This window comes from Brevundimonas diminuta, assembly GCF_039673845.1.
GTDB lineage: Bacteria > Pseudomonadota > Alphaproteobacteria > Caulobacterales > Caulobacteraceae > Brevundimonas > Brevundimonas diminuta_E.
On sequence record NZ_JBDJMK010000012.1, the window covers coordinates 111,298 to 136,102 of the forward strand.

At 66.5% G+C, this 24,805-nt stretch carries 28 protein-coding genes; 11 read left to right on the plus strand and 17 right to left on the minus strand.

Annotation, left to right across the window (positions count from 1 at the left end):
• Positions 1-28: 28 nt before the first annotated feature.
• The 4 genes from ABE454_RS14375 to ABE454_RS14390 all read left to right on the plus strand — a co-directional run bounded on the left by ABE454_RS14375 (position 29) and on the right by ABE454_RS14390 (position 4,354).
• The gene (locus tag ABE454_RS14375; protein ID WP_346532715.1) at positions 29-565 is read left to right on the plus strand and encodes a CvpA family protein; all 537 of its coding nucleotides are present in this window, start codon (positions 29-31) and stop codon (positions 563-565) included.
• A gap of 81 nt (positions 566-646) precedes the next feature.
• Positions 647-2,152: an amidophosphoribosyltransferase gene (gene purF, locus ABE454_RS14380; protein ID WP_346532717.1), complete on the plus strand. Its 1,506-nt coding sequence runs from the start codon at positions 647-649 to the stop codon at positions 2,150-2,152.
• A gap of 93 nt (positions 2,153-2,245) precedes the next feature.
• Positions 2,246-3,007 (plus strand): SDR family NAD(P)-dependent oxidoreductase, encoded by a 762-nt coding sequence (locus tag ABE454_RS14385; RefSeq protein WP_346532769.1) that lies wholly within the window; start codon positions 2,246-2,248, stop codon positions 3,005-3,007.
• Between the two features lie 36 nt (positions 3,008-3,043).
• Complete coding sequence (locus ABE454_RS14390) at positions 3,044-4,354, plus strand: O-antigen ligase family protein (protein WP_346532720.1); 1,311 nt, start codon at positions 3,044-3,046, stop codon at positions 4,352-4,354.
• A 24-nt stretch (positions 4,355-4,378) separates the two neighbouring features.
• Here the strand turns inward: ABE454_RS14390 and der are convergent, their stop codons facing one another.
• The 6 genes from der to ABE454_RS14420 form a co-directional block, all read right to left on the minus strand.
• Positions 4,379-6,004 carry a ribosome biogenesis GTPase Der gene (gene der, locus ABE454_RS14395; protein WP_346532721.1) on the minus strand — a complete coding sequence of 542 codons (1,626 nt, stop codon included), beginning with the start codon at positions 6,002-6,004 and terminating at the stop codon, positions 4,379-4,381.
• A gap of 31 nt (positions 6,005-6,035) precedes the next feature.
• The gene (locus ABE454_RS14400) at positions 6,036-7,457 is read right to left on the minus strand and encodes a PQQ-like beta-propeller repeat protein (protein WP_346532723.1); all 1,422 of its coding nucleotides are present in this window, start codon (positions 7,455-7,457) and stop codon (positions 6,036-6,038) included.
• Positions 7,458-7,481: 24 nt separating this feature from the next.
• Positions 7,482-8,243, minus strand: coding sequence for a tetratricopeptide repeat protein (locus ABE454_RS14405; protein ID WP_346532725.1), 762 nt, complete (start codon positions 8,241-8,243; stop codon positions 7,482-7,484).
• Positions 8,244-8,389: 146 nt separating this feature from the next.
• Positions 8,390-8,797: a hypothetical protein gene (locus ABE454_RS14410; RefSeq protein WP_346532726.1), complete on the minus strand. Its 408-nt coding sequence runs from the start codon at positions 8,795-8,797 to the stop codon at positions 8,390-8,392.
• Entirely contained in the window at positions 8,787-9,344 is a 558-nt protein-coding gene (locus ABE454_RS14415; RefSeq protein WP_346532727.1) for an RNA polymerase sigma factor, read from the minus strand. The genes ABE454_RS14410 and ABE454_RS14415 overlap by 11 nt, the downstream gene beginning before the upstream one ends.
• A 23-nt stretch (positions 9,345-9,367) precedes the next feature.
• Entirely contained in the window at positions 9,368-9,751 is a 384-nt protein-coding gene (locus tag ABE454_RS14420) for a DUF6249 domain-containing protein (RefSeq protein ID WP_346532729.1), read from the minus strand.
• Between the two features lie 185 nt (positions 9,752-9,936).
• Between ABE454_RS14420 and ABE454_RS14425 the strand changes: the two genes are divergently transcribed.
• Complete coding sequence (locus ABE454_RS14425) at positions 9,937-10,173, plus strand: DUF2188 domain-containing protein (protein WP_346532731.1); 237 nt, start codon at positions 9,937-9,939, stop codon at positions 10,171-10,173.
• Positions 10,174-10,187: 14 nt separating this feature from the next.
• Here the strand turns inward: ABE454_RS14425 and ABE454_RS14430 are convergent, their stop codons facing one another.
• The 4 genes from ABE454_RS14430 to ABE454_RS14445 all read right to left on the minus strand — a co-directional run bounded on the left by ABE454_RS14430 (position 10,188) and on the right by ABE454_RS14445 (position 12,805).
• Positions 10,188-10,541, minus strand: a complete 354-nt coding sequence (locus ABE454_RS14430) for an ArsC family reductase (RefSeq protein ID WP_346532733.1) — start codon at positions 10,539-10,541, stop codon at positions 10,188-10,190.
• Positions 10,542-11,443: 902 nt separating this feature from the next.
• Positions 11,444-11,785, minus strand: coding sequence for an ArsC/Spx/MgsR family protein (locus tag ABE454_RS14435; protein WP_346532735.1), 342 nt, complete (start codon positions 11,783-11,785; stop codon positions 11,444-11,446).
• A 2-nt stretch (positions 11,786-11,787) separates the two neighbouring features.
• A complete protein-coding gene (locus ABE454_RS14440) occupies positions 11,788-12,291 on the minus strand; it encodes a hypothetical protein (protein WP_346532737.1) in 504 nt (167 codons plus the stop codon).
• A 40-nt stretch (positions 12,292-12,331) separates the two neighbouring features.
• Positions 12,332-12,805, minus strand: a complete 474-nt coding sequence (locus ABE454_RS14445; RefSeq protein ID WP_346532739.1) for a hypothetical protein — start codon at positions 12,803-12,805, stop codon at positions 12,332-12,334.
• Between the two features lie 117 nt (positions 12,806-12,922).
• On the opposite strand from ABE454_RS14445, the gene ABE454_RS14450 reads away from it, so the two are divergent.
• From ABE454_RS14450 to astB, 4 genes are all read left to right on the plus strand, one after another.
• Entirely contained in the window at positions 12,923-14,182 is a 1,260-nt protein-coding gene (locus ABE454_RS14450) for a hydrolase (protein WP_346532741.1), read from the plus strand.
• 4 nt (positions 14,183-14,186) lie between these two features.
• A complete protein-coding gene (locus ABE454_RS14455; protein WP_346532743.1) occupies positions 14,187-15,194 on the plus strand; it encodes an arginine N-succinyltransferase in 1,008 nt (335 codons plus the stop codon).
• A 153-nt stretch (positions 15,195-15,347) separates the two neighbouring features.
• The gene (gene astD / locus ABE454_RS14460) at positions 15,348-16,763 is read left to right on the plus strand and encodes a succinylglutamate-semialdehyde dehydrogenase (RefSeq protein WP_346532745.1); all 1,416 of its coding nucleotides are present in this window, start codon (positions 15,348-15,350) and stop codon (positions 16,761-16,763) included.
• A 174-nt stretch (positions 16,764-16,937) separates the two neighbouring features.
• On the plus strand, positions 16,938-18,269 hold the full coding sequence (gene astB, locus ABE454_RS14465) for an N-succinylarginine dihydrolase (RefSeq protein WP_346532746.1): 1,332 nt from the start codon (positions 16,938-16,940) through the stop codon (positions 18,267-18,269).
• A 276-nt stretch (positions 18,270-18,545) separates the two neighbouring features.
• On the opposite strand, the gene phhA is transcribed toward astB, so the two are convergent.
• The 7 genes from phhA to ABE454_RS14500 all read right to left on the minus strand — a co-directional run bounded on the left by phhA (position 18,546) and on the right by ABE454_RS14500 (position 23,532).
• Entirely contained in the window at positions 18,546-19,421 is an 876-nt protein-coding gene (gene phhA / locus ABE454_RS14470; RefSeq protein WP_346532748.1) for a phenylalanine 4-monooxygenase, read from the minus strand.
• Positions 19,422-19,612: 191 nt separating this feature from the next.
• Complete coding sequence (gene rplL / locus ABE454_RS14475; protein WP_346532750.1) at positions 19,613-19,996, minus strand: 50S ribosomal protein L7/L12; 384 nt, start codon at positions 19,994-19,996, stop codon at positions 19,613-19,615.
• 55 nt (positions 19,997-20,051) lie between these two features.
• Positions 20,052-20,567 carry a 50S ribosomal protein L10 gene (gene rplJ, locus ABE454_RS14480; protein WP_346532751.1) on the minus strand — a complete coding sequence of 172 codons (516 nt, stop codon included), beginning with the start codon at positions 20,565-20,567 and terminating at the stop codon, positions 20,052-20,054.
• A gap of 336 nt (positions 20,568-20,903) precedes the next feature.
• On the minus strand, positions 20,904-21,350 hold the full coding sequence (locus ABE454_RS14485) for an NUDIX hydrolase (protein WP_346532753.1): 447 nt from the start codon (positions 21,348-21,350) through the stop codon (positions 20,904-20,906).
• Entirely contained in the window at positions 21,350-22,351 is a 1,002-nt protein-coding gene (locus tag ABE454_RS14490; protein ID WP_346532754.1) for an inorganic phosphate transporter, read from the minus strand. The genes ABE454_RS14485 and ABE454_RS14490 overlap by 1 nt, the downstream gene beginning before the upstream one ends.
• A gap of 7 nt (positions 22,352-22,358) precedes the next feature.
• On the minus strand, positions 22,359-23,015 hold the full coding sequence (locus tag ABE454_RS14495; RefSeq protein ID WP_346532756.1) for a DUF47 domain-containing protein: 657 nt from the start codon (positions 23,013-23,015) through the stop codon (positions 22,359-22,361).
• A 94-nt stretch (positions 23,016-23,109) separates the two neighbouring features.
• Complete coding sequence (locus ABE454_RS14500) at positions 23,110-23,532, minus strand: winged helix-turn-helix transcriptional regulator (RefSeq protein WP_346532758.1); 423 nt, start codon at positions 23,530-23,532, stop codon at positions 23,110-23,112.
• A gap of 93 nt (positions 23,533-23,625) precedes the next feature.
• Here ABE454_RS14500 and ABE454_RS14505 point away from each other — a divergent pair, with 93 nt between their 5' ends.
• Together ABE454_RS14505 and ABE454_RS14510 are read left to right on the plus strand one after the other, a co-directional pair.
• Positions 23,626-24,237 carry an NAD(P)-dependent oxidoreductase gene (locus tag ABE454_RS14505; protein WP_346532760.1) on the plus strand — a complete coding sequence of 204 codons (612 nt, stop codon included), beginning with the start codon at positions 23,626-23,628 and terminating at the stop codon, positions 24,235-24,237.
• 13 nt (positions 24,238-24,250) lie between these two features.
• Positions 24,251-24,763 (plus strand): nuclear transport factor 2 family protein, encoded by a 513-nt coding sequence (locus tag ABE454_RS14510; protein ID WP_346532761.1) that lies wholly within the window; start codon positions 24,251-24,253, stop codon positions 24,761-24,763.
• Positions 24,764-24,805 lie beyond the last annotated feature (42 nt).

Below are 24,805 nucleotides of genomic sequence, written 5' to 3' on the forward strand. Positions count from 1 at the left end.
TCGCCATCCCCATGAGGCCGCAGCGCGCGTGACCGGCTACGACGTCTTCGTGATTCTGGCCCTGCTGGCCTCGGGCGCCGCCGGATGGTTCCGGGGCGGCATGCGCGAGATCACGGCCCTGTTCAGCTTCATGCTGGCGGCGCTGCTGGCGCTGATCACCCTGCCGTGGACGGCGCCGATCGGGCGGTCGCTGGTCGATCCGGACTGGGCCGGTTCGGTGCTGGCGGTGGGTCTGGTGTTCGTCGCCCTCTATTTCGGCCTGCGCTTTATCGGCTCAGCCATTTCGCAGGGCGCGCGCGGTCATGCGCTGGGCGTGGTGGATCAGACGCTGGGCCTCGGCGTCGGCCTGATCCGCGCCCTGGCCCTGATCGGAGCGGTGCATCTGGTCATCATGGGCGCCCTGCAGGACAACCCGCCGCGCTGGCTGTCCGAGGCCGCCACCGCGCCGATCAGCGAAGGCGCCGCCCGCGCCATTCAGATCGTGCTGCCGACGCTGGGCAAGGGCGCCGACGCCCTGACGCCCGTGGTCGGTTCTTCCGTCCGCGAAGGGTTTTCCTCGCAATGAGCCTTGCCCCCGACGCAATCGCGGACTACGTGCGCGTCGCCGCCCATTGAGTTATCTTCCCCCGGTCATCGGAGCCTGACGATGCGCCACCACATCGCCGAACCTGTCGTTCACCGTGAGCACTGGCGTGAGCCGGAAGACGACCAGCTGCGTCTCGAATGCGGCGTCTGCGGCGTCTGGGGCGCGCCGGAAAACGAGGCGTCCTCCATCGTCGCCCTGGGCCTGCACGCCCTGCAGCATCGCGGGCAGGAAGCCTGCGGCATCGCCAGCGTCCACGACGAACTCTTCTATACCGAGCGGCATCAGGGGCTGGTCGGCGACGCCTTCGGCAATGCGGCTCTCAGCGAGCGCCTGCCCGGCCGCGCCGCCATCGGCCACACGCGCTATTCGACCTCGGGCGGCAGTTTCCTGCGCAACATCCAGCCGATGTTCGCAGATCTGGATCAGGGCGGAATCGCCATCGCCCACAACGGCAACCTGACCAATTTCAAATACCTGCACGCACAACTTGTGCAGGAAGGCGCGATATTCCAGTCGACCTCGGACTCCGAGGCCATCCTTCACCTGATCGCCCGTAGCCGTAAGGCCAAGATCGTCGACCGCTTCATCGACGCCCTGAGCCGCATCGAGGGCGCCTACGCCCTAGTGGCCCAGACCCGGTTCAAACTGATCGGCGCGCGCGACCCGCTGGGCATCCGCCCGCTGGTGCTGGGCAAGGTCGGCGAGGCCTGGGTGATGGCGTCGGAAACCTGTGCGCTGGATCTGATCGGCGCCACCTTCGTGCGCGACGTCGAGCATGGCGAAGTCGTCGTCATCGACGAGGAAGGCCTGACCTCGATCAAGCCCTTCGCCACTCAGGCCGCCCGCCCCTGCCTGTTTGAATATGTCTATTTCGCCCGTCCCGACTCGGTCGTGAACGGTCTGTCGGTCTATGACGTCCGCAAGGAGATGGGCCGCCGCCTGGCGCGTGAACACGTCGTCGAGGCCGACGTCGTGGTGCCGGTGCCCGACTCGGGCGTGCCCGCCGCCCTCGGCTATGCTCAGGAAAGCGGCCTGCCCTATGAGATGGGCATCATCCGCAGCCACTATCTGGGCCGCACCTTCATCCAGCCCAGCCAGGGCGCCCGTCAGAAGGGCGTGCGGATGAAGCACAGCCCCAACCGCGCCGCGCTGGAAGGCAAGCGCGTCGTGCTGATCGACGACTCGCTGGTGCGCGGCACCACCTCGCTGAAGCTGGTCCGCGCCGTGCGCGCGGCGGGCGCCAGGGAGGTGCACCTGCGCTCGGCCAGCCCGCAGATCCTCTTCCCCGACTTCTACGGCATCGACATGCCCGAGCGGTCGCAGCTGATGGCCGCCACCCACAGCATGGAAGAAATGCGCGCGGTGCTGGAGGTCGATTCCCTCGGCTTCCTGTCGATCGACGGCCTGTATGACGCCCTGGGCGCCGGACCGCGCGACGCGGCCAATCCGCAATACACCGACCACTATTTCACCGGCGACTATCCGACCCGTCTGCTGGACCGTGAAATCGAGGAAGGCGGCCGCGATCCGCGCGGTCGGCAACTGTCCCTGCTGGTCACGGCCTAAGCGTCCGTCTTCGCAATCCCTCTCCTGACGAGAGAGGGATTTATGGCCATCGCCCGCCTTTCACCCGACCGCGCAGCGCGCTATCAGCGGGCCATGTCCGAGAACGCTTCCCTCCCCCTCGCCAACCGCGTCGCCCTGGTCGTCGGCGCCTCTCGCGGTATCGGCCGCGAATCCGCCCTGGCCCTGGCCAAGGCCGGCGCCCATGTGATCGCCGCCGCGCGCACCCAGGGCGCTCTGGAAGAGCTGGACGACGAGATCTTCGCCGCCACCGGCCAGCACGCCAGCCTGGTCCCCTTCGATCTGGTGGATGGCGGCGCCATCGACCGTCTGGGCGGCGCCCTGTTCCAGCGCTACGGCAAGCTGGACATCTGGGTTCAAGCGGCCGCCACCATGGGGCCGTCGGGTCTGACGCCGGTCGCCCATGCCGAACCGCGCGAGTTCGCCAAGATCGAGAAGATCAACTTCACCGGCGTCTATCGCCTGATCCGCTCGCTGGAGCCGCTGCTGCGCGCCTCAGACGCCGGGCGCGCCATCCACCTGACCACCAGCGTCGCCGCCCAGCCGCGCGCCTTCTGGGGCATGTACGCCGCCACCAAGGCCGGCGCCGAGGCCTTGGTCAAATGCTGGGCCGACGAGATTGAAAGCACCCCCGTGCGCGCCTCCATCGTCGATCCGGGCCGGATGCGCACCCAGTTGCGCGCCCAGGCCTTCCCCGGCGAAGATCCCAGCGTCCTGCCGCACCCTTCAGAGATCGGTCCCCTGATCGTCGAAATGGCGCGTCCCGACCTCACCCCGCCCCTGACGGTCAGCTTCAAGGAATGGAAGCAGGGCCTGTCGGCGGACGCGCCTGTCTGACAGTTTCATGCGATGAGACCCGCGACCGATACGCAGATGGCGCCAGGACCAGCGGTTCGCCGCACTGCCCTGCCGCTTGTGCGTGCGGCGCCGCTGGCGGACATCGTCGCCCTCATCGCTTCTGTCGGCATGGTGCTGACCTATGTCGGTTTCTGGAGTGCGCCGCTGACAGGCTATGGTGCCCGTTCGGCCGACTTCCTGCGCAACTTCTACTATCCCGCCTATCTGCTGGCGTTGATTCTGGTCTGCATGAGGCCCGAGCGCGCCGTCAAAGGGCTGATCCGCTCGCCCCTGCTGATCGCCCTGCTGCTGCTGACGGCGGCCACCTATTTCTGGTCCATCATGCCGGACCTGACGGCGCGGCGCATACCGGCCCTGCTGTTCACCACCCTGGCGGGCGTGGCTCTGTCGTCGCGCTGGAGTTGGCGATCGCTGACCGAGATTCTGGCCGGAACGCTGGGCGTTCTGACCATCATCTCCTTCCTGCTCGGCGCCCTGCTGCCGGACTTCGGGCAGATGCAGGAAATCTTCCCCGGCGCCTGGCGCGGTCTGTGGCTGGAGAAGAACTCGCTCGGGCACGTCATGGTGAAGACCACCATCTTCCTGATGGCGGCGGGCATCATGGTCCCCGAGCGGCGCAAGCTGTGGTTCGGCCTGGCGGTCGTGTCGGTGATGCTGGTCATCCTGTCGACGTCCAAGACCGCGTTGCTGGTCCTGTTCCTGTCGCTCAGCGCCATGGGGTTTGTCGCCGTGGTCAAGTCAGGGCCGCTGCGGGCCGTCATCGCCACCTGGGTCGCCGTCGTCGGGGTCATCGGCGTGGTGCTGCTGACGCTGGCGGAAACCGAATTCGTGCTGGAACTGCTGGGTAAGGACGCCACACTGACCGGCCGAACCGAAATCTGGTCCGGCATCATGCAACAGATGTCAGAGCATCCCTGGCGCGGCTTCGGCTACGGCGCCGTATGGGATGATCCCGGGTTCACAGGCCCCAAGGCGTGGATCGGCCATCAGGCCCACTTCATACCGGCCAACGCTCACAGCGGCTGGCTGGAGATCTACCTGGCCCTGGGTCTGGGCGGAGTGATCCTGTTCGGACTGTGGCTGGTGCAGATATGGACCCAATCGCTTTGGGCCGCCTACACCAGCCCCGGCGGCTGGCTGGCCGTGCCCATGATGACGTCCTTCACCTTCACCATGCTGAGTGAAAGCATCGCCATGAACTGGCACGAACTGCGCTGGGTCATCATGGTCGCCATCGCGTTCAAACTGGTTTTGGGCGATGAGCCGCAGTCCGCCCCCAAGCCACACGCGGCCAATCGGCGAGGATCCGGCGCCCGAACGGACTGACGCACAGGCGCCGGAACAACCGGATCAGCGCTTGGCTCCGCCCTTCTGGCCCGTGCGGACACGACCCGAGCGCGACACCTGACGGGCGCCGCCCCGCGCGCCCTTGCCGACAATGGCGTTGCCGCCCGCCTTCTTGGAGGCGCTGGCCTTCAGCCCGCCAAGAGGCTTCACCTTCGGCTTGATCCCGGCCTTCGCCTTCTGCTCCAGCGCCTTGCCGGGCAGATTGGACAGCTTCTCGGCCTTCTCAGCCTTGATCACCCGGCGCGGCGCGGTCTTGGCGTCGCCCTTGAAGCGTTCCGGCCCCGACTTGGCGCCGCCGTCCGCATAGGGGTTGGCCGAACCCGACTTGACGTTCAGGCGGATCGGCGTGCCCGGCAGGTCGAAGCTCTCACGCAGGGAGTTGACCAGATAGCGCTTGTAGTGGTCCGGCATGGCCTCGGCCCGGCTGGCCATCAGCACGAACGTCGGAGGACGCGCCTTGGTCTGGGCCATGTATTTGGGCTTGATGCGCTTGCCGTCCACGGCGGGCGGCGGGTGCCTCTGCGTCGCCAGGGACAGCCAGTCGTTCAGGTCCTTGGTCTTCACCTTGACCGACCAGGTGTCATAGGCCTGAAGCACGGCGGGCATCAGACGCTCGACGCCGCGGCCGTTGAACGACGACAGGGCCACGAAGGGCGAGCCGCGCAGTTGCGGCAGCTTGTCGTCGGCCAGACGTTTCAGCTCGGCCAGACGCGACTGGGGCTCTTCTTCCAGATCCCATTTGGAGGCGACGTAAATCAGCGCCCGCCCTTCCCGCTCGACCAGATCGGCCAGCTGCAGGTCCTGGGTGTCGAAGGCGTCGTCCTTGTCCATCACCATGATCACCACCTCGGCGAAGGTGATGGCGCGGATGGTGTCGGCGACCGACAGCTTTTCCAGCTTCTCCTGAACGCGGGCCTTGCGGCGCATCCCGGCGGTGTCGATCAGGCGGATGTTCTTGCCTTCATAGACCCAGTCCACCGAGATGGAGTCGCGCGTGATGCCCGCTTCCGGCCCGGTCAGCAGGCGGTCGTCGCCGATCAGACGGTTGATCAGGGTCGACTTGCCCGCGTTCGGCCGGCCGATGACGGCGATGCGGATCGGCTTTTCAGGCTCATCGACTTCCTCGATGAAGATGTCTTCCGACGCTGCAACGATGGCCTGATACAGATCGGCCATGCCCTCGCCGTGTTCGGCCGAGATCGGCACAGGTTCGCCGAAGCCCAGACCGTGCGCCTCGCCCACGCCGCCGCCGCTCTCGCGGCTTTCGGACTTGTTGGCCAGCAGGACGATGGGCTTGTGAACCTTGCGCAGACGGTCCGCGAAGATGCGGTCCAGCGAGGTCACGCCTTCGCGCGCGTCCATCATGAACAGGATCAGGTCCGCGTCCTCGATCGCCGCCTCAGTCTGCTCGCGCATCCGGGCTTCCAGGCTTTCGTCGGTGACGTCCTCATACCCTGCCGTGTCGATCAGGGTCAGGTCCATGTCGCCGATCACGCCGTCGGCATAGCGGCGGTCGCGGGTCACGCCGGGGCGATCATCGACCAGCGCAAGGCGCTTGCCGACGAGGCGATTGAACAGTGTCGACTTGCCCACATTGGGGCGGCCGACGATGGCGACCTTCAGAGCCATGTCGGCCTTCTAGCTTAAATCGGTGAAAAGGTCAGCGGATGCTGACCAGCTGGCCCTTGTCGGTCAGCACATACAGGGCGCCATTATAGGCGGCCGGGGCGATATAGGCGGCCGACCCCAGCTTCAGGCTGCCGGTCTGCGCGCCCGTCTTCGGATCAAAGGCCACGGCCTCGCCGTCCGAATTGACCAGCACCAGACGGTTTGACGCCAGGATCGGACCCGACCAAACCGGACGCACGGTATGCTTGCCGAAGCCCAGGAAGCCGCCTTCCTTGCGCACGCGGCCCTCGTTCAGGTCGCGGGTCCAGTAGACCTGTCCCGTCTCGCGGTTGACCACGGTCAGCTCGCCCGCCTGAGACACCACATAGACCACGTCGCCGACCGGCAGCGGCTGGTTCACGCCGACGATGGGCAGGGTCCATTTCGGCTGTCCGCTGCGCAGATCCATGACCTGCAGCACGCCCGACTGGCTGATGGCGTAGACCTGACCGCGGCTGACCACCGGACGACCGGCGATGTCGCGCAGTTCCGACAGGGCGCTGGTGCGGCTGGTGCGCGACAGCACCTGCTCCCACACCGGCTGGCCGTTGGTCACCTGCAGGGCCACGATCTGACCCGAGGAGAAGGGCGCGACCACCGTGCCGCCGCTGACCGCCGGGCTGGAGGCGCGCATGATGCGGGCCGGCTCGGTAATGCCGCGATAGGACCAGTCCTGACGGCCATTCTCGACGTTGAAGGCGATCAGCTGATTGTCCACGTCGACGACATAGACGCGCTGGCCCGCCACGGTCGGCGCGCCGTGGATAGGCAGGTCGACCGGCGTGCGCCACAGCTCGGCGCCCGTATTGGCGTCAAACGCCGTCATCACGCGATAACCGGACGAGACGAACACCTTGCCGCCGCTGACGGCCACGCCGCCGCCGAAGCCGCCGCCGCCCTTGCCGCCGCCCAGACCCACGCCCAGGAAACGACGGCCGCGATCGGCCTCATCGACCTTGACGCTGGCCTTCCACAGCACGGCGCCGGTCCCGGCGTCCACGGCCGTGACAGTGGCTTCGCCGTCCATGACGAAGAGTTTGCCGTCCTCGGCCACCACCGGCGACATGACCTGACGGTCCTTGGCCGATCCGGCGCCGATGTCCCGGCGCCAGCCGATGGTGAAGTCCGGCGCGGCGATGACGTGCTCGACCGCGTTCTCGGCGTTGCCGCCGGGCTGGCTCCAGCTCGTGGCCGCCTGCGGGCCGGGCAGGAAGAAGTCGCGCCCCGACAGGGCCGCCGACGGCGCCAGCTGCTGTTCGAACTCCAGGATGGAGATGCGCTGTCCCTCGGACGCGGTGGCGACCGGGTCCTTGCTCCCGCCCCAGCCGAACGGCATGGCCTTGCGCACCGTCCCGCACGAAGCGACGGTCATGGCCAGACCGCTCAGCAAGACGATTTTCAGGGTTTTGTTCATGTGTGGCGTCCCGAAGGAGTCAAATCAGGGAGCAGGCGTTTGGGCAGGCGCCTCGGCCTCGGCGCCGGGCGCAGCCGGAGCCTGACCCGCAGCCGGAACCGGCAGCGCAGCCGCGGCCTTGACGATGGCGGCCAGATTGGCGGCCGTGCCGGTGTCGATCGCCTGAACGGCGGCCTGAGCGCGCTGGCGCACGGTGTCGGGCACGTCCTGCCCCAGTTGCAGCTGCACGAACACCTGACGGGCGTCCGCCGTCTTGCCGTGCTGAAGCTGGGCCATGGCCAGGGCTTCCTGAGCGAAGGCCGACATCGGGCGCTTCTCGCCGGTCAGCGGCTCCAGACGCTTCTGCACGTCTTCCAGCGAGGCTGTGTCCATCACCAGGAAGACCGCCTTCAGGGCGGCGATGTCCGACAGGATCGGATCCCTGGCGGCCTTGGCGGCCTCATCCAGCAAGGCGACCGCGTCGGCCGTCTTGTTCTCGGCCAGAACCAGACCCGCCTGCTGCATCAGGGCCAGCGGCTTGTAGCCGCCGCCGGCCTTGGCCGACTCGGCGAAGGCGGTCTTGGCCTCGGCGGCCTTGCCTTCCTGCATCAGGTCGATGCCCTGCTGATAAGCGGTCGAGGCCTTGTCAGCCTGCGAGCTGACATAGGACTGCCAGCCCCACCATGACAGGGCGGCGACCAGAGCCACCGCCAGCAGGCCGCCCATAATCGGCAGCCAGGTGCGGGCCAGACGCCGATAGCGTTCGGAGCGAAGCTCCTCCTCGACCTGTTCGAAGACATCAACCACGAAACGTCGCCCCAAAAAATGCAGCCAAGGCCGATCAGTAAAAACGCCGCGACCCTAGAGGTTCGGCGCAGCGCCCGCAACGCAGGCGTTGGGCGCGAAACGGCTTTTTCCAGACCTAAGCTGCGACTTGGGCGGGAAAACGGCGCTTAAATCTGTTGCGACAGCTTTACAGCCCCCGCCGCCAGCAGGGCGACCAGCACCCCGGCGACGGCCCAGAACACCTGCGTCCCGCCCATGGAGCCCACAGCCTGCAGGGCCGCATCGCCAACGCCCGTACGCTCCAGCAGGGATTGAATCCCGTGCGCGCCCGCCGAATCGACGCCGCCCGCCTCAGCCGTCAGCGAATGCGCGGTCAGGTCGAAATTAATATTGAGCAGTTCGCGCACGGCGATCAGCCCGCCGACCACGCCCGCCGCCGACAGGGCGATGGACCGCACGCGCGAAGCCTTGTTCAGCCGCGCCGCCACATCCGCCTCGAAGAAGGGCGAATCGGCGAAGTGCGGCGCCTGGGCGAACAGCCGTTCGATCGCCGGATCGAATTCATCAGCCGACATGGGATGCGCTCCCGATTGCAACCGACCCCGGCTGGAGCCGGGCCCGAAGTTTATCCAGACCACGCTTGACATGGGATTTCACCGTTCCGAGCGGCAAATTCATGGCTGCGGCGATTTCCGGGTGCGACATCCCCGCCCCGTGACACAGGGAGACGCACAGACGCTCGGCCTCGCCGAGGCCCTTGAGCGCCTCGTCCAGATCGACGCGGCCGATGCTGTCGACGACGGGCGCGACGTGTTCGGTTTCGCTTTCCGCCACATAGCGCGCCTCCTTCGACATCCGCTTCAGATAGAGGCGCGCGGCGATGCGCTTGATCCAGGCGGCGAAGGTGCCCTCGCCCCGGAACTCGGCGCATTTCTCGAACGCCAGCAGAAAGGCGTCCTGAGCCACATCGTCGGCCAGCGCAGGCTGGGCGCCCATCCGGCGCAGCAGGCCGCGCACCGCCGGGCTGTGACGGCGGACCAGTTCGCCGAACTCGCGACGACCGCCCGCAGCCGCCCGGCCGGCCAGCTCGATATCATGCAGATCGCGTAAGGGTCGGGCCATGACGCTGGTTCCGTTCGCGCGCCTCAGCCTTTGTTCTTGTTAAAGAAACTCAGGATGATGAAGGCCAGCCCGATCATGCCCGGGATCGCGGCGATGCCGACGATGGGATAATAGGCGTCCATCTCTGCAAAGCTGACCGCATAGCCGAAGATGGCGATGCCCACGGCGACCGACAGCAGGATGACGCCGGTGCGCAGGTCGCGCGCCGCGGTCGCGGGCGGCTTCACATTCTCCTTGCTGATGGTCTCGATGACTTCGGGCGGCAGGGGCTGGCCCTTTTCGATAGCCGACCGCAGCGTGGCCTGCATCTCGCGCCGCTCACGGCTCTTCAACCACGCCGGAATGACGACGATGGCGACCACCATCAGGAAGGGCGCCAGGGGGATGAGGACTTCAAAGCCTTCCATGAGACTCGCCTTTAAGGATCTGTGTTGAGCCGACCTGAAACGGCGGCCTTCTGATCACAAGAGGCGGCGATGATGGCTGATGGATGCAGTTTCGCGCATGAACTCTTCGTAATGCGTCACCACAGCGTGACTCGACACGTCACGGACCGCGTTCGACGGTGCCGTCGACACCTTCGGAGACGCGGATGAACATCACCTATCGCATCGTCCAGCACGACGGCGGCTGGGCCTATCAACTGGGCGACAGCTATTCCGAGACCTTCCCCAGCCACGCGGCGGCGCGGGCGGCGGCCACGGCGGCGGCGCGCGAGCAGCGCGTGCCGGACCGCTCGGCCTGGATCGAATATGAAGACGCCTCGGGCCAGTGGATCACCGAACGCGCCGACGGCCACGACCGCCCCGACGCCGTCGTCGAGGACTGAGCCCCAGCCTGGTCTCAGCCCTTCAGGGCCTCGGCGTAGATCTCCGGCTTGAAGCCCAGCAGCGTCCGCCCGTCGCCCAGATCCAGCACCGGGCGCTTGATCATCGACGGCTGGGCCAGCATCAGGTCCACCGCCTTGGCGGCGTCGATATCGGCCTTGTCGGCGTCGGGCAGCTTGCGGAAGGTGGTGCCCGCCCGGTTCAGCACCTTCTCCCAGCCATGCTCGGCGACCCAGCGCTCCACATCGCCGCGATCCGCACCCACGGCCTTATAGTCATGAAAGTCATAGGCCACGCCGTTCTGATCCAGCCAGACGCGCGCCTTCTTCATCGTGTCGCAGGCCTTAATGCCATACAGGGTGCGGGTCATGGGCGAACTCCAAGCGTGACAGACAGCCGAGGTCTGGCATCGAAGCGCGGAGGGGTCAATTTGGGGCGCGTTAACAGGTCGTTTTTGAACCTGATCAGACATCCAGATCGTCAATCTGGGTGCGGATGTTCAGGACTGTGACCCTCGACGGAGCACGCCGATAATCATCAGCCCAACCGCTATTCCAAAACCGACGAGCAGCGGCGCGACGAACAGGCCAACGGCCAGCGCCCCACCCTGATGCCAAAGTATCGCAAAAACGCGAAGACGATCCCCATCAATATGACGCCGAGCCACATGAGCATTCGCATCAGCAATCATCCTTTGTAGCCTGAGCACTAGCGTGCGCGTTGGCCACTTCGACCTTAAGCGAACTTCACTTCACGACCCATAGTGGACATGCAGCCTAATAGGTTATCGGCCTGTCGCTCGATGACAGATTGGGCCGTAAAGCTCCGGCCCCTGATAGGCGACGAAAGGGGTCGCCGATGCGTCAGGGGTGTTTAGAAATGCCTGCAAACGCGGCACCATGTTTGGGTCTATGCCTGACCGCCACAAGCTCATCGTGATTGCGGATGCGCAACCACAGAACTCGCTATCTGCAGATTTGCCGTCGTGCTTCTCCGCGCAGTCCTGCCTGATGACGCTGTCGATTTCCCTAAGTCTAGGGAAGCTCTGGTATAACGTCTCTGCACCTTGCCGTGCGGTAGAGACCCTCTCGCGAGCGGCACGCGGTGAAATCGTCTGCGCCTCTACGGTTGATGTGATGCAGGCGAACGAAAAGGCCATGCACAACGCAACCTTAGGCCAAGCTAATCGTCTCATGGCTCCTCCCGACAACACCGATCACCCTACACGTGGAGCTTCCGCTTCCCACCCGTAGCTGACATTCAGCGCCCCCTTCACAGCACCTGCAGCACCGCCTCCAGCGGCCGACCGATCGCCGCGCCCTTGGGCGTCTCGACGATAGGGCGCTCGACGATGACCGGGCTCTCGATCATGGCGGCCAGAATCGTCGCGTCGTCCTCATTGGCGGCCAGAAATTCGGCGGCCTTCGCCTCCTTCTTGCGCAGCAGGCCCTTCAGCCCGCCGCCCGTCCCGCGCGCCAGACGGTTCAGCGTTTCGGCACCCCAGCCGGTCTTAAGATACTCGACCACCGTCGGTTCGATCCCGCGTTCGCGCAGCAGCTCCAGCGCCTTGCGCGAGGTCGAGCATTTCGGGTTGTGATAAAGGGTGACGGTCATGGTCAGACGCTCCGTTTCAGCCGGCTCAACATCAGGCCGCCGCCCAGGGCGGCCGCATACAGAAAACCCGTCGCCAGCATGAAGATCCACTGGAAGACGCTGAAAGCGCCATACAACTGGCCCGCCTTATCGCCCAGCAGGGCGAAGCTGTTGGCCAGGCTGATCAGTCCATAGACCAGCAGGGCCAGCATGATGGCCGGGATCACCCACGTCATCCGGCGCCACTGCACCACCGCCAGGATCAGATAAACCACCGCCATGACAATGACGCCTCCGATCATGATCGGCGTCATGGCGGCCATGACGCCTTCGAACATCGCCTGATCGCTGGCCGGGACGGTCCCGCCCTGCATCATCATCTGGCTGGATTGCGTGATCGCATCCGACACCAGCGGCAAGCCCGCCAGACTGATCACGGCGCTCAGCCCCATGGCGATTGCGGCGGTGCGGGCCGCGCGCTGGGCCTCGGCCATGCCGCGCGGCGGCTTGAAGCCGCCCGCAGCCACAGGTTCAGATTTTGGTTCATGTCGCGCCCTCCTTTCCGGTTCACGCCCTGTTGCTGGGCGCAGGCGCGGCGAACCGCCCCATCGCCGCCGCTCCGCGCAGGCCGCCGATGTGCAGCAGCAGGCACAGGATCATGGCGGCCCCCGCCAGACCGAAGCTCCAGCCCGGCAGGCCCGGCGCGCCCAGCGGCGCCCCGACCATCAGGCTGACCAACAGGGCGCTGAGCTCATAGATGGCCCAGACCATGCCGAAACCCGGCAGCAGACGGTTCGGCCGTCGCCACTGCACCCGCCCCAACAGAAAGGCGACGACGGAGAAGAAGACGGCGAACCCCGCCGTCGTTCCGCGCAGCTCCGCGTGTTCAGGCGTGCTGAGGAACCAGACCAGCCCCGCCTGCATCAGGCCGACCGCGCCCCAGATCCAGAAGGCGATGGCGCTGCCGCGCGCCAGCGCCGCCGCCGTCTCGGCCGAATCGACCGGGGCGAAGGGTTGGGGCGGTGCGATCCGACGGTTCATGCGCGACTCCCTGACTGAGGCGGCGAAACTATCCCGCCAGACGCCTGAATCCCAAGTGCGTGAGAGAGATATCGCCCCGCCTTCACCTTTTTCCCGCGCCCGTCTAGGGTCGCCGCCATGCGGATCGAACCTCAGGATCAGGCCGTGCTGGACCACGTCGCGGCCCGTGGCGACGCCATTGTTCAACGCGCCATCGACTGGTCCGACATCAACTCAGGCAGCCGCCACGCCGAAGGGCTGGCGCGGGTTCTCGACGTTCTGGACGCCACGGCGCGCGCGACGTTCGGTGCGGCGGCCACGGTCGAGCGCGTGCCGACGCAGGGCTCCACCACCGTCGCCGACAGCGGCGCGGTGATCGCCGAAAGCTATGCCGACTGCCTGAAGATCACCGCCCGGCCCGAGGCGCCGCTTCAGGTCGTGCTGACCGGCCACTACGACACCGTCTTCCCCGCCGACAGCGCCTTCCAGACCGTCGTCACGCGCGACGACGGCGCCCTGAACGGCCCCGGAATCGCCGACATGAAGGGCGGAATCAGCGTCATGCTGGCCGCGCTGGAAGCCTTCGAGACGCATCCCGACAAGGCCCGCGTCGGCTGGACCGTCCTGCTGTCTCCCGACGAAGAGATCGGCTCCCCCGCTTCGGCGCCTCTGTTGGCGGAACTCGGCGCGCGCGGCCACGTCGGCCTGACCTATGAGCCCGCCCTGTCCGACGGCACGCTGGCGGGCGAGCGCAAGGGCAGCGGCAATTTCCACCTGATCGTCACCGGCAAGGCCGCCCATGCGGGCCGCGCCTTCCACGAGGGCGCCAACGCCGTCGCGGGCGCCGCCATTATCGCCGCTCGCCTGCACGGCCTGAACGGCCAGCGCGAGGGCGTCACCGTCAATGTCGCCAAGATCGCAGGCGGCGGCCCCCTCAACGTCGTCGCCGACAACGCCGTGGTCCGCTTCAACGTCCGCGTGCCGGACGCGCAAGGCGCCGCGTGGATCGACGAAACGGTGCGCGCCCTCGCCGCCGAGCCGCCCTTCCCCGGCCTGACGCTGGACCTGCACGGCGGCATGACCCGCGCGCCCAAGCCGATGGACGCCAGCCAGACCGCCCTGTTCCACGCCGTGCGAGACGCGGGCGACCTGCTGGGCCAGACCATCGCCTGGAAGCCCTCGGGCGGCGTCTGCGAGGGCAACAACCTGCACGCGGCGGGCCTGCCCAATGTCGACACCCTCGGCGTCGTGGGCGGCGAGATTCACTCGGATCAGGAGTTCGCCTGGCCCGCCAGCTTCGTCGAGCGCGCCCAGCTATCCGCCCTGATCCTGTGCAAGATCGCCTCGGGCGAGATCGACCCCCTCAAACTGAAACAGCTTCGACTGGAGACGATGTAACCGCATGCTCGTTGTTCGCCCCGCCGGTCCCGCCGATCTTCATCACCTGCTCGAACTGGCCATCCTGTCCGGCCCCGGCTTCACCAGCCTGCCCGAGGACGCCGATGTCCTGAGCGAGCGGCTGGAGCTCAGCAAGGCCAGCTTCGAGGGGCGCCTGCCGCCGCAGGAAGCCTGGTACACCTTGATGCTGGAGGACGGCGACACCGGCGACATCGACGGCATCGGCTCGGTCAAGGCGACGGTGGGGCTGAAGCGGCCCTTCTTCAGCTTCCGCGTGGTGAACAACACCGTTCAGTCGCCGTCCCTGAACGTGAAGCTGAACCATCAGACGCTGGTGCTGGTCAACGAATGCACCGGCTGGACCGAGGTCGGCTCCCTGTTCCTGAAGGCCGACCGGCGCAAGGGCGGCGCCGGGCGCCTGCTCAGCCAGTCGCGCTATATGCTGATCGGCGCCCAGCCGGACCTTTTCGCCGACAATGTGCTGGCCGAACTGCGCGGCGTGTTCACGCCTGACGGCTACTGTCCCTTCTGGGACCATGTGGCGCACAAATTTTTCCCGATGGACTTCGACGACGCCGATCGCATGACCGGCTCGACCGACAAGCAGTTCATCCTCGACCTGGCGCCGCGCCACCCGATCTACATCGACCTGCTGCCCGAACCGGCCCGCGCCGTGATCGGCAAGGTCCATCCGCAGGGCGTGCCCGCCATGGCCCTGCTGGAAAGCGAAGGCTTCCGCCCCAACGGCCTGGTCGACATCTTCGACGCCGGGCCGACCGTGGCCTGCGGCCGGGACAACATCCGCACCGTGCGCGACGCCCGCGTCCTGACCGCCCGCATCGAGAAGGAGGTCGAGGTGGATCTGCCCAGCCTCGTCTCGACCGACAGCGTCGGCGCCTTCCGCGCCGTGCGCGCCCGCGTGCTGGTGGACGATGATCTGGCCCGCATGACCCCCGACGTCGCCGCCGCCCTGAAGATCAAGGACGGCGCCACGGTGCGGGTGAAGTCGTGATCCTCGGCATTTCCCGCTCATCCCGGCGGACGCCGGGACCCAGTGAGAGCCCCGCGCACCACGCCTGCCGATTTGACATTACCTTTCGTCCCGCCGCTCAGATGCGGCCAAAGTACTGGATCCCGGCGTCCGCCGGGATGAGCGGATACTGATATGACCCACTTCATCTCCACCAACCCCGCCACCGGCGAAACCGTCTGGGAAGGCGAAGCCGCCTCCGTCGAACAGGTCGGCGCCGCCGTCGAGGCCGCCCGCGCCGCCTTCTCCGACTGGGCCGACCGCCCGCGTCAGGACCGCATCGATGCGGTGAAACGCTATCAGGCCATCCTGAAAGAACGCGCCCCCGAAATGGCCGAGGCCATCAGCCGCGAGACCGGCAAGGCCCTGTGGGAAACCAAGACCGAACTGGCCTCGATGGCGGGCAAGGTCGACATCTCGATCCGCGCCTATGACGAGCGCACCGGCGAACGGTCGAACGACACCGCCTTCGGCCGCGCCGTCCTGCGCCATCGCCCGCACGGCGTCTCGGCGGTGCTCGGCCCGTTCAACTTCCCCGGCCACCTGCCCAACGGCCACATCGTCCCGGCCCTGCTGGCGGGCGACACCGTCGTGTTCAAGCCGTCCGAGGAAACGCCCCTGACCGGCCAGCTGATGGCCGAATGCCTGGACGCCGCCGACCTGCCCAAGGGCGTGTTCAACATGGTGCAGGGCGGGCGCGACACCGGCGCGGCCCTGCTGGATCAGCCCATCGACGCCCTGATGTTCACCGGCTCGGGCGCGGCGGGCGCCCACTTCCGGCGCAAGTTCGCCGACGATCCGCACGTCATCCTGGCGCTGGAACTGGGCGGCAATAACCCGCTGGTCGTCTGGGACGCCGCCGACGCAGAGGCCGTCGCGGGCATCGTCGTCCAGTCCGCCTTCGTCACCACCGGCCAGCGCTGCTCCTGCGCGCGCCGCCTGATCGTGCCGGAAGGCGCCCAGGGCGAAGCCATCGTCGAGGCTGTGGCCGCCCTGTCCGACCGCCTGCACTTCGCGCCGTGGGACAGCGATCCCGAGCCCTACGCCGGGCCGCTGATCTCGGAGAAGGCGGCGACCGCGGCGCTGGCCGCCCTGCAACAGCGCATCGACGCGGGCGCCAAGGTCATCCGCGCTTCGGGTCCGGTCGACAATCTGCCCGGCGCCTTCGTCAAGCCCGCGATCATCGACGTCACCGGCGTCGCGGTCGAGGACGAGGAGATGTTCGCCCCCTTCCTGCAGGTGCTGCGCGTCCCGAGCTTCGACGCCGCCATCGCCGCCGCCAACGCCACCAGATACGGCCTGTCCGCCGGTCTGGTCAGCGACGATGCGAAGCACTGGGACCGCTTCATCAACCGCATCCGCGCGGGCGTGGTGAACTTCAACCGCCCGACCACGGGCGCGGCGGGCGACATGCCCTTCGGCGGCCTGGGCGCCAGCGGCAACCACCGCCCCAGCGCCTGGTACGCCGCCGACTACTGCGCCTATCCGGTCGCCAGCTTCGAGGCCGGTTCGGTCAAGAACATCGAGAGCGAGATCAAGGGTTTGCGTTAATCTCCTTCTCCCCTTGTGGGAGAAGGTGGCTCGCGGAGCGAGACGGATGAGGGGTGTGAGCGCCATGTTGGATAATTCGAACTCAAGGTCACGGATGAACGGAAACGGCGGCGCCGTCACCCCTCATCCGAGCGCCTCCAGCGCCCACCTTCTCCCACAAGGGGAGAAGGACGCATGACCGCTGTCGAAGCCAATGCCGACGGTCTGATCGGGCCAACGCACTCCTACGCGGGACTGTCGCCGGGCAATCTGGCGTCCAGTTTGAACAAGGGCGCGGCGTCGAACCCGCGCGCCGCCGTCCTGCAGGGCCTCGACAAGATGAAGACCCTGGCCGACCTGGGCCTGCCCCAGTTCGTCCTGCCTCCGCACGAGCGGCCGAATATTCCCTTCCTGCGCTCATTGGGCTTCTGGGGCACGGACAAGGCTATACTGGAACGCGCATGGAAAGACGCGCCCTCCTTCGCCGCCGCCGCCTGTTCGGCCTCGCCCATGTGGGCCGCCAACGCCGCCACGGTGACGCCCAGCGCCGACAGCCGCGACGGCCGCGTTCACTTCACCCCCGCCAACCTCGTCACCAATCTACACCGCTCGCTGGAGCACCAGCAGACGAAGCGCGCACTCGAAGCGCTGTTTCCTGACCCTTCGTGGTTCACCGTGCATGATGCCCTGCCGTCAGTCTCCCATCTCGCTGACGAGGGCGCCGCCAATCACGTTCGGTTATGCGCCGAGCATCACTATCCCGGCGTGAACCTGCTGGTCTGGGGGCGCGACGCATTTGAACCCTGGGACGGGCATTTCCCGGCAAGACAAACGCGACAGGCCTCGGAGGCTCTGGCCCGTCGTTACATGGATCAGGGTGTGGTTCTGGCTCAGCAGTCGCGTGCGGCTATCGCTGGAGGCACGTTCCACAATGACGTCGTATGCGTCGGAGCCCTGGACACGCTGCTCTTCCACGAACAGTCCTTCGAGAATACCGCTGAGACAAAACACGCGATCAGGATCGCGGCCGACGCCTTTGAGCCGCAGTTCATTGAAATCTCGACCGCCGACCTGCCGCTGGCCGACGCCATCAGTTCCTATCTGTTCAACTCCATGCTGATCCGGGTTCCGGGACAGGATCGTCTGACCCTGATCTGCCCGACCGAGACGCGCGACAACCCGCGCAGCCATGCGGTCGCGCAGGCCCTCGGGACCTCCAACGGTCCGATCGGCCATGTCGAATACGTCGATGTACGTCAGTCGATGCGCAACGGCGGCGGCCCGGCCTGTCTGCGTCTGCGCGTCGTGCTGACCGAGGCGGAGCTGGCGGCGACCAATCCGGCCATGCGCCTGACCGACGCGCTGCACGCCCGTCTGTCGGACTGGGGCCGCCGCTGGTATCGCGACAGCCTGACCGCCCGCGATCTGGCTGACCCCGCCCTGCTGGACGAGACGCGCGGCGCGCTGGATGAACTGACGCAGATCCTGAATCTGGGCGGCGGCTTCTACCCGTTCCAGAGGACGTGACCCATTCTCCCTCCCCGTTCCGGGGAGGGTGGCTGAGGCGAAGCCGAAGCCGGGTGGGGGCGGCAAGGCGATACCAGGCACAGGCCTTTCCTTGCGCATTCTTCTCTACTTCGCCGTCATTCTCGGGCTTGACCCGAGAATCCAGCAAACACGACGGCGCGACCATCATTCTTCAGGACGGTTCAGGCGTTGCGGAGCTGGATTCTCGGGTCAAGCCCGAGAATGACGGCGCGATAGGGTCAGCGGGCGCGACAATCCTCCCCAAAGCCGCGCCGTCTAGGCCGCGAAGCGCCCGCCCTTGGCCGCATAGGCCTGCGTGCCGCGCGTGAAGACCTTGTCGGTCGGCAGGATGGTTTCGATCGGCAGGGCCTCGGCGCCCTTCAGCCCCTCATAGACCGGGCCGAAGTCCTGCAGCGTCACCGTCTTCAACGCCTCGATGCTGTCGATGACGAAATAGACCTGCTGGAAGTCGTCGATGCGGTACAGAGTCTTCATCACCCGCTCCAGGTCGAAGCCCAGACGGTTCGGCGACGGGTCTTCCAGGCTGAAGACGCTCTCGGTCGCCGACGACACGATGCCCGCGCCATAGATGCGAAGGCCGTCCGCCTCCTGCATCAGGCCGAACTCGACCGTGTACCAGTACAGACGCGCCAGATTCGGCAGCATCCCCAGCGACGCCGCCCGCTGCCCGCCCTTGCCATAGGCCTCCATATAGGCGGCGAAGTCGGGGTCGGTCAGCATCGGCACATGGCCGAACACGTCGTGGAAGATGTCCGGCTCCTGCAGGTAATCCAGTTGATCCGGCTTGCGGATGAACTGGCCCGAGACGAAGCGGCGGTTGGCCAGATGGTCGAAGAAGACCTCGTCCGGCACCAGTCCGGGCACGCAGACCACGGTCCAGCCGGTCAGGGCCTGAAGCTTGGGATTAATGATCTCGAAGTCGGGAATGCCGCCCGCATTCAGATCCAGCGCCTCCAGCCCGCGCATATAGGCGTCGCAGGCGCGCCCCGGCAGGATCTTCATCTGCCGCTCGTACAGGGTGTTCCAGGTCTGGTGCTCGACCTCCGTATAGGACGACCAGTTCTGAGGAATGGTCCAGTCTGCGGCGGCGCCTTCCGGCGGCTGCTCGAAAACGTGCTCGAAGTCGGACATGGGAACGCTCCTCACGGCTCTGATGGCCTTTCGAGGCAGATTAGCGCGCCATCACGGCCGCGTCACGCACGGCTGTTGCCGCACCTGCACGACGCAGAGCATGGCTCAAAAGAAAACGGGCCGGAGGTTTCCCTCCGACCCGCTTCGCTTTGAAAGCTGTCTCTGGCGAACCAGAGGCCAGTTCCGAAATCTTACTTGATTTCGACCTTGGCGCCGGCTTCTTCCAGCTTCTTCTTCAGCTCTTCAGCAGCTTGCTTCGAGACGTTCTCGACGACCGGCTGCGGAGCGCCTTCGACCAGGTCCTTGGCTTCCTTCAGACCCAGGTCGGTGCGGACGCCGCGGACTTCCTTGATGACGTTGATCTTCTTGTCGCCGCCGTCAACCAGGACAACGGTGAACTCGGTTTGCTCTTCGCCAGCCGGAGCGGCGTCGCCGCCACCAGCAGCCACAGCAGCGACGGCGACCGGAGCAGCAGCCGAGACGCCCCACTTGTCTTCCAGCAGCTTCGACAGTTCAGCGGCTTCCAGGACGGTCAGGGCCGACAGTTCTTCAACGATTTTGGCGAGATCAGCCATTTTAGTCTTCCTTCGGTAGGATGAGGTTCAGAGAGATATGCAGAGATGACGGGGCTTAGGCGGCGTCTTTGGTCGCGTACGCGTTGAAGACGCGAGCCAGCTGGCCGGCAGGCGCCTGCAGAACGCCGGCAACCTTGGTCGCCGGGGCTTGCAGCAGGCCGATGAGCTTGCCGCGCAGTTGGTCCAGCGACGGCAGCTTGGACAGAGCCTCGACGCCCTTAGCGTCCAGAACCTTGTCGCCCATGAAACCGCCGAGGATGTTGAACTTGTCGTTCCCCTTGGCGAATTCGGCCGTGACCTTGGCGGCGGTGACGGGGTCGGCTGCATAGGCGATGCCCACGGGGCCCTTGAACAGGCTGTGGTACTCGCTGCCTTCCTCGACGCCCAGCGCCTTGAGCGCCAGACGGTTCTTCACCACCTTGAACGCGGCGCCTTCCTTACGAAGGCGACCACGCAGGTCTTCCATCTCCACAACGGTCAGACCCAGGTTGTGGGTCACGACCACGGCGCCCGCGTCGGCGAACACGCTCTTCAGCGATTCGATCGACTCGGCTTTTTGTGCGCGGTCCATTGTGGTCTCCAGTTTTGGTATTCGCCGCCGAGCTTATTCCCAGCGACGGATTGGCCATTGCGCCATGCATCGCTGCACAGCGTTCAGGCCGGTCGTATTGTCCGAAGGAAGCGTGGCCCGCCCGCCGGATAGCGGCAGGCAAAAGGTCTGTGCATCCCCATCTCCCCACGGCGCCAGAGGGCTCTCTGGACGATTACGACGCGGGCGACCCCCGCATCCCGAAGTTCTCGGACAGGCATCGTCAGAACCAGGGCCCTGACGAGATGCGGGCTCTATACACGGCCCGGCGGGAAAATCAACGCCTGCGCGGCGTCTTCCGGCGACGGCGCAAACGCCCTACTCCGCCCCGCCGCCCGGATTGAAGTCGCGGATCAGTTCGGCCAGTTCGACCTCGTCCACGGCGACGGCGGCGTCGGCGGTCGACATCCAGCGGCGTTCGCGCTGGGCGTCCTCGGGCCAGGCGCCCAGCTGGATGAAGACCTCCAGCGGATAGACGCTGGCGATGGTGGCCTGAACCCGACCCGACTTCAGCCGCTTGCCATAGCGGAACCAGCCGATCGGCGCGCCCATGACGTCGCCCTGAACGCCCGCCTCTTCATAGGCCTCGATCACGGCGGCCTCGGCGTCGGTCTTGCCGGCCATGCGGTTGCCCTTGGGGATGACCCAGCGCCGCGTCTCGCGCGAGGTGATCATCATGATCTCCACGCCGTCGGCGCCATGCCGCCACGGCAGGGCCGCGACCTGGCGCGTCTCCGATGACAGGGTGCGGGGCTTGCTGGACATCAGGTCAGGAACAGCCCGCCGATGGCGTAGAACAGGGCGCCGATGGCGGCGGCGGCGGGCATGGTGATGAACCAGGCGGTGACGATGCTGCGCGCCACGCTCCAGCGCACGGCCGAGACGCGCTTGGCCGCGCCCACGCCGACGATGGCGCCGGTGATGGTGTGGGTGGTCGACACCGGAATGCCCATGCTGGTCGCGGCGAACAGGGTGATGGCCCCGCCCGTCTCGGCGCAGAAGCCCTGTTGCGGGCTCAGGCGGGTGATGCGCGATCCCATGGTGTGAACGATCTTCCAACCGCCGAACAGGGTGCCCAGGGCGATGGCCGCCTGACAGGTGATGACCACCCAGAAGGGCACGTGAAACTCACCGCCCAGCATACCGCGCGAATAAAGCAGTATGGCGATGATCCCCATCGTCTTCTGCGCGTCGTTGCCGCCGTGGCCCAGCGAATAGGCCGAGGCCGACACGAACTGCAGACCCCGGAAGACCCGGTCGGCGAAGTTGGGATTGGCCTTGGCGAACAGCCACGACACGATCAGCACCAGCAGCAGCGCCAGCAGGAAGCCGATCGCCGGCGACATGAAGATGGCGCCCACCGTCTTCAGCACGCCGCTGATGACCACGGCGCCGCCCCCCGCCTTGGCCACGCCCGCGCCCAGCAGGCCGCCGACCAGGGCGTGCGAACTGGACGAGGGAATGCCCGCAATCCAGGTGATGATGTTCCAGCTGATGGCCCCCATCAGGGCGCCGAAGATCACCTGATCCGAGATGATATCCGGCGAAATGATGCCCCGGCCGATGGTGTCCGCGACGTGCAGGCCGAAAAACAGGAAGGCGATGAAGTTGAAGAAGGCCGCCCACCCCACCGCATAGATCGGCGGCAGGACGCGGGTGGCGACGATGGTGGCGATGGAGTTGGCCGCATCGTGCAGGCCGTTCAGAAAGTCGAACAGCAGGGCGACGCCGATCAGAAAGATCAGGATCAGGAGGGCGTGGTCCATGACGGTCCTACAGGTGCTCGACCAGAACGCCGTTGATGCGGTTGGCCACATCCTCGAACCGGTCGATCACCTTCTCCAGGTGATCCAGCAACTGACTGCCGATGATGAAGCCCAGGGTGTTGCCGCCCGTGCCGTCGTGGCGGTGCGCCTCATACAGCGCCTTCATCCCGGCGTCGTACAGATCGTCGCTGCGCGCCTCCAGATCGGTGATGCGCTCGGTCAGGACCACCAGACGTTCGTGGTTCTTTCTCATGGCGGGCAGCAGGGTGAAGGCTTCCTGCGTCAGGGCCGCGCACTGAACGGCGATGTCGGCCAGTTCCTGCATCTTGGGCGAGAAGTCGCGCATCTCATACAGGGTGACGACCTTGGCCGCCTTCTGCATCTGGTCGATGGTGTCATCCAGCGAATTGGTCAGGCCGCGGATGTCGGCCCGATCGAACGGGGTGATGAAGCTGCGGCGCACGGCGAACAGAACCTCGCGCGCGACCTCGTCTGCCTCTTCTTCATGGGCGACGACTTTGGCGCACCAGTCAGCCGTTTCCGGCCCGCCGTTCATCATGTGCCGCAGGGCGTCAGCGCCCTTCGACAGCGACTGCACATGCGCGTCGAACAGCCGGAAAAAATTGTCTTCCTTCGGCAGCAGCGCCTGAAACCAGTTGAGCATGAAGCCTCTCCGATACGGTCGCCGCCCTGGCGCCCGGGGTCCAAGACCGGATTCCGACCCCGCTCGTCAAGTCGTCCGGACACAGAACGGTGGATTAGGCGCCCGCGGCCCGCGCATCATAGGCCGATTGCAACAGCGCAATCTGCGCCATCCGCGTCTCGGCCCAGTCGATCATCGGCCGCAGCGACTGCACCAGCTCCCGCCCCAGCGGCGTAATCGCATAGGTGACAGAGACGGGCACGCTGGCCTCTACCGTGCGGGTGACAAGGCCGTCCCGCTCGATCTGGCGCAGGGTCTGGCTCAGCATCTTCTGGGACACGCCCTCGATCCGGCGCTTCAGCGCATTGAAGCGCATCGGGCCGTCATCCAGCGTCGTCAGCAGCAGAACCGTCCATTTGTCGGCGATCCGGTCCAGCAGCAGGCGGGTCGGACAATCGGCGGCATAGGCGTTCCCGCGCCCGCCATCACGCCTGTCATCGCGCCTGGCATCGCGCCTGGCATCGCCGGCGGCGGTCACCGCCGGGGAACCTGGTGAGGAAAAAGTGCCTTCTTGCATGGCCGATCCCCATAGCACACCTGGTATCTATTGGTAACCATTAGGAGCAAACCGATGAAAGTGACTGTTCTGGGCGCCAGCGGCCGCGCTGGTTCGGAGATCGTCAGGGAACTGGCCCGACGTGGCCATACGGTGACCGCCGTCGCCCGTCGACCTGAACGCGCTCCAGCGGCGCCGGGCGTCACAGCCGTGGCCGGGGATGTGAACCATCCCGAAACCCTCGCCCCTGCCCTGACCGGCGCCGACGCCGTCGTCAGCGCCGTCATGTTCGTCGACAGCGACCCGCAACTCCTGATCAAGGCGGTCAAGGATGCGGGCGTCCCGCGCTATCTGGTCGTCGGCGGCGCGGGCAGTCTGGAGGTCGCGCCCGGACAGGCCCTGATCGACGCGCCCGGCTTTCCCGACGCCTACCGAGCCGAGGCCGAGGCGGGCGGACGCTTCCTCCAAACCCTGCGCGCCGAACCGGAACTGAACTGGACCTTCCTGTCGCCGTCAGCCCTGTTTGACGGGTCCGAGCGCACCGGCGCCTTCCGTCTGGGCGGCGACACCCTGCTGACGGACGGTCAGGGAAACAGCCGCATCACCTTCCCCGACTACGCCATCGCCATGGTCGACGAGATCGAGACGCCCCGCCATCCCCGCGCCCGCTTCACCGTCGGCTATTGAGGAAGACGCACAGATGAAACCGTTGATGATGGCCGCAATGGCCGCCCTCGCCTTCAGCGCCGCCGCCGTTCCGGCCAGCGCCCATGAAGCGACGCCTGCTCCGGCTCAGGCCTCGGCCTCACGCACCCCGACCGAGGCCGAAAACGCCCGTATCGTCGTCGCCTTTTATGATCTGGCCTTCAACCAGCACCGCCCGACCGAGGCGGCGCGGCTCTATATCGGCGACCGCTACATCCAGCATAACCCCGACGTGCCGAACGGCGCCGAGCCCTTCTATGCCTATTTCGAGGGCTTCTTCCGCGACAATCCCCAGTCGCGGGCCACCATCCATCGCGTGATCGCGGACGGCGATCTGGTCGCCCTGCACGTCCATTCGCAGGAGACGCCCGACGACCCTGGCCGCGCCATCGTCGACATCTTCCGCGTCGAGAACGGCAAGATTGTCGAGCATTTCGACGTCATCCAGCCGGTTCCGCCCGCCACCGCCAACGGCAACACCATGTTCAGCGGCGACAGGGCCGACTGACCTGCTTTCATAGCCCTCCCCCTCGATGGGGGAGGGTTGGGT

Bases quoted from the DNA above. Each gene is read 5' to 3' on its own strand.
- purF (WP_346532717.1), top strand. From the start codon at position 647: ATGCGCCACCACATCGCCGAACCTGTCGTTCACCGTGAGCACTGGCGT.
- ABE454_RS14385 (WP_346532769.1), top strand. From the start codon at position 2,246: ATGTCCGAGAACGCTTCCCTCCCCCTCGCCAACCGCGTCGCCCTGGTC.
- ABE454_RS14390 (WP_346532720.1), top strand. From the start codon at position 3,044: ATGGCGCCAGGACCAGCGGTTCGCCGCACTGCCCTGCCGCTTGTGCGT.
- der (WP_346532721.1), bottom strand. From the start codon at position 6,004: ATGGCTCTGAAGGTCGCCATCGTCGGCCGCCCCAATGTGGGCAAGTCG.
- ABE454_RS14400 (WP_346532723.1), bottom strand. From the start codon at position 7,457: ATGAACAAAACCCTGAAAATCGTCTTGCTGAGCGGTCTGGCCATGACC.
- ABE454_RS14410 (WP_346532726.1), bottom strand. From the start codon at position 8,797: ATGTCGGCTGATGAATTCGATCCGGCGATCGAACGGCTGTTCGCCCAG.
- ABE454_RS14415 (WP_346532727.1), bottom strand. From the start codon at position 9,344: ATGGCCCGACCCTTACGCGATCTGCATGATATCGAGCTGGCCGGCCGG.
- ABE454_RS14420 (WP_346532729.1), bottom strand. From the start codon at position 9,751: ATGGAAGGCTTTGAAGTCCTCATCCCCCTGGCGCCCTTCCTGATGGTG.
- ABE454_RS14425 (WP_346532731.1), top strand. From the start codon at position 9,937: ATGAACATCACCTATCGCATCGTCCAGCACGACGGCGGCTGGGCCTAT.
- ABE454_RS14430 (WP_346532733.1), bottom strand. From the start codon at position 10,541: ATGACCCGCACCCTGTATGGCATTAAGGCCTGCGACACGATGAAGAAG.
- ABE454_RS14435 (WP_346532735.1), bottom strand. From the start codon at position 11,785: ATGACCGTCACCCTTTATCACAACCCGAAATGCTCGACCTCGCGCAAG.
- ABE454_RS14445 (WP_346532739.1), bottom strand. From the start codon at position 12,805: ATGAACCGTCGGATCGCACCGCCCCAACCCTTCGCCCCGGTCGATTCG.
- ABE454_RS14450 (WP_346532741.1), top strand. From the start codon at position 12,923: ATGCGGATCGAACCTCAGGATCAGGCCGTGCTGGACCACGTCGCGGCC.
- ABE454_RS14455 (WP_346532743.1), top strand. From the start codon at position 14,187: ATGCTCGTTGTTCGCCCCGCCGGTCCCGCCGATCTTCATCACCTGCTC.
- astD (WP_346532745.1), top strand. From the start codon at position 15,348: ATGACCCACTTCATCTCCACCAACCCCGCCACCGGCGAAACCGTCTGG.
- astB (WP_346532746.1), top strand. From the start codon at position 16,938: ATGACCGCTGTCGAAGCCAATGCCGACGGTCTGATCGGGCCAACGCAC.
- phhA (WP_346532748.1), bottom strand. From the start codon at position 19,421: ATGTCCGACTTCGAGCACGTTTTCGAGCAGCCGCCGGAAGGCGCCGCC.
- rplL (WP_346532750.1), bottom strand. From the start codon at position 19,996: ATGGCTGATCTCGCCAAAATCGTTGAAGAACTGTCGGCCCTGACCGTC.
- rplJ (WP_346532751.1), bottom strand. From the start codon at position 20,567: ATGGACCGCGCACAAAAAGCCGAGTCGATCGAATCGCTGAAGAGCGTG.
- ABE454_RS14485 (WP_346532753.1), bottom strand. From the start codon at position 21,350: ATGTCCAGCAAGCCCCGCACCCTGTCATCGGAGACGCGCCAGGTCGCG.
- ABE454_RS14490 (WP_346532754.1), bottom strand. From the start codon at position 22,351: ATGGACCACGCCCTCCTGATCCTGATCTTTCTGATCGGCGTCGCCCTG.
- ABE454_RS14495 (WP_346532756.1), bottom strand. From the start codon at position 23,015: ATGCTCAACTGGTTTCAGGCGCTGCTGCCGAAGGAAGACAATTTTTTC.
- ABE454_RS14505 (WP_346532760.1), top strand. From the start codon at position 23,626: ATGAAAGTGACTGTTCTGGGCGCCAGCGGCCGCGCTGGTTCGGAGATC.
- ABE454_RS14510 (WP_346532761.1), top strand. From the start codon at position 24,251: ATGAAACCGTTGATGATGGCCGCAATGGCCGCCCTCGCCTTCAGCGCC.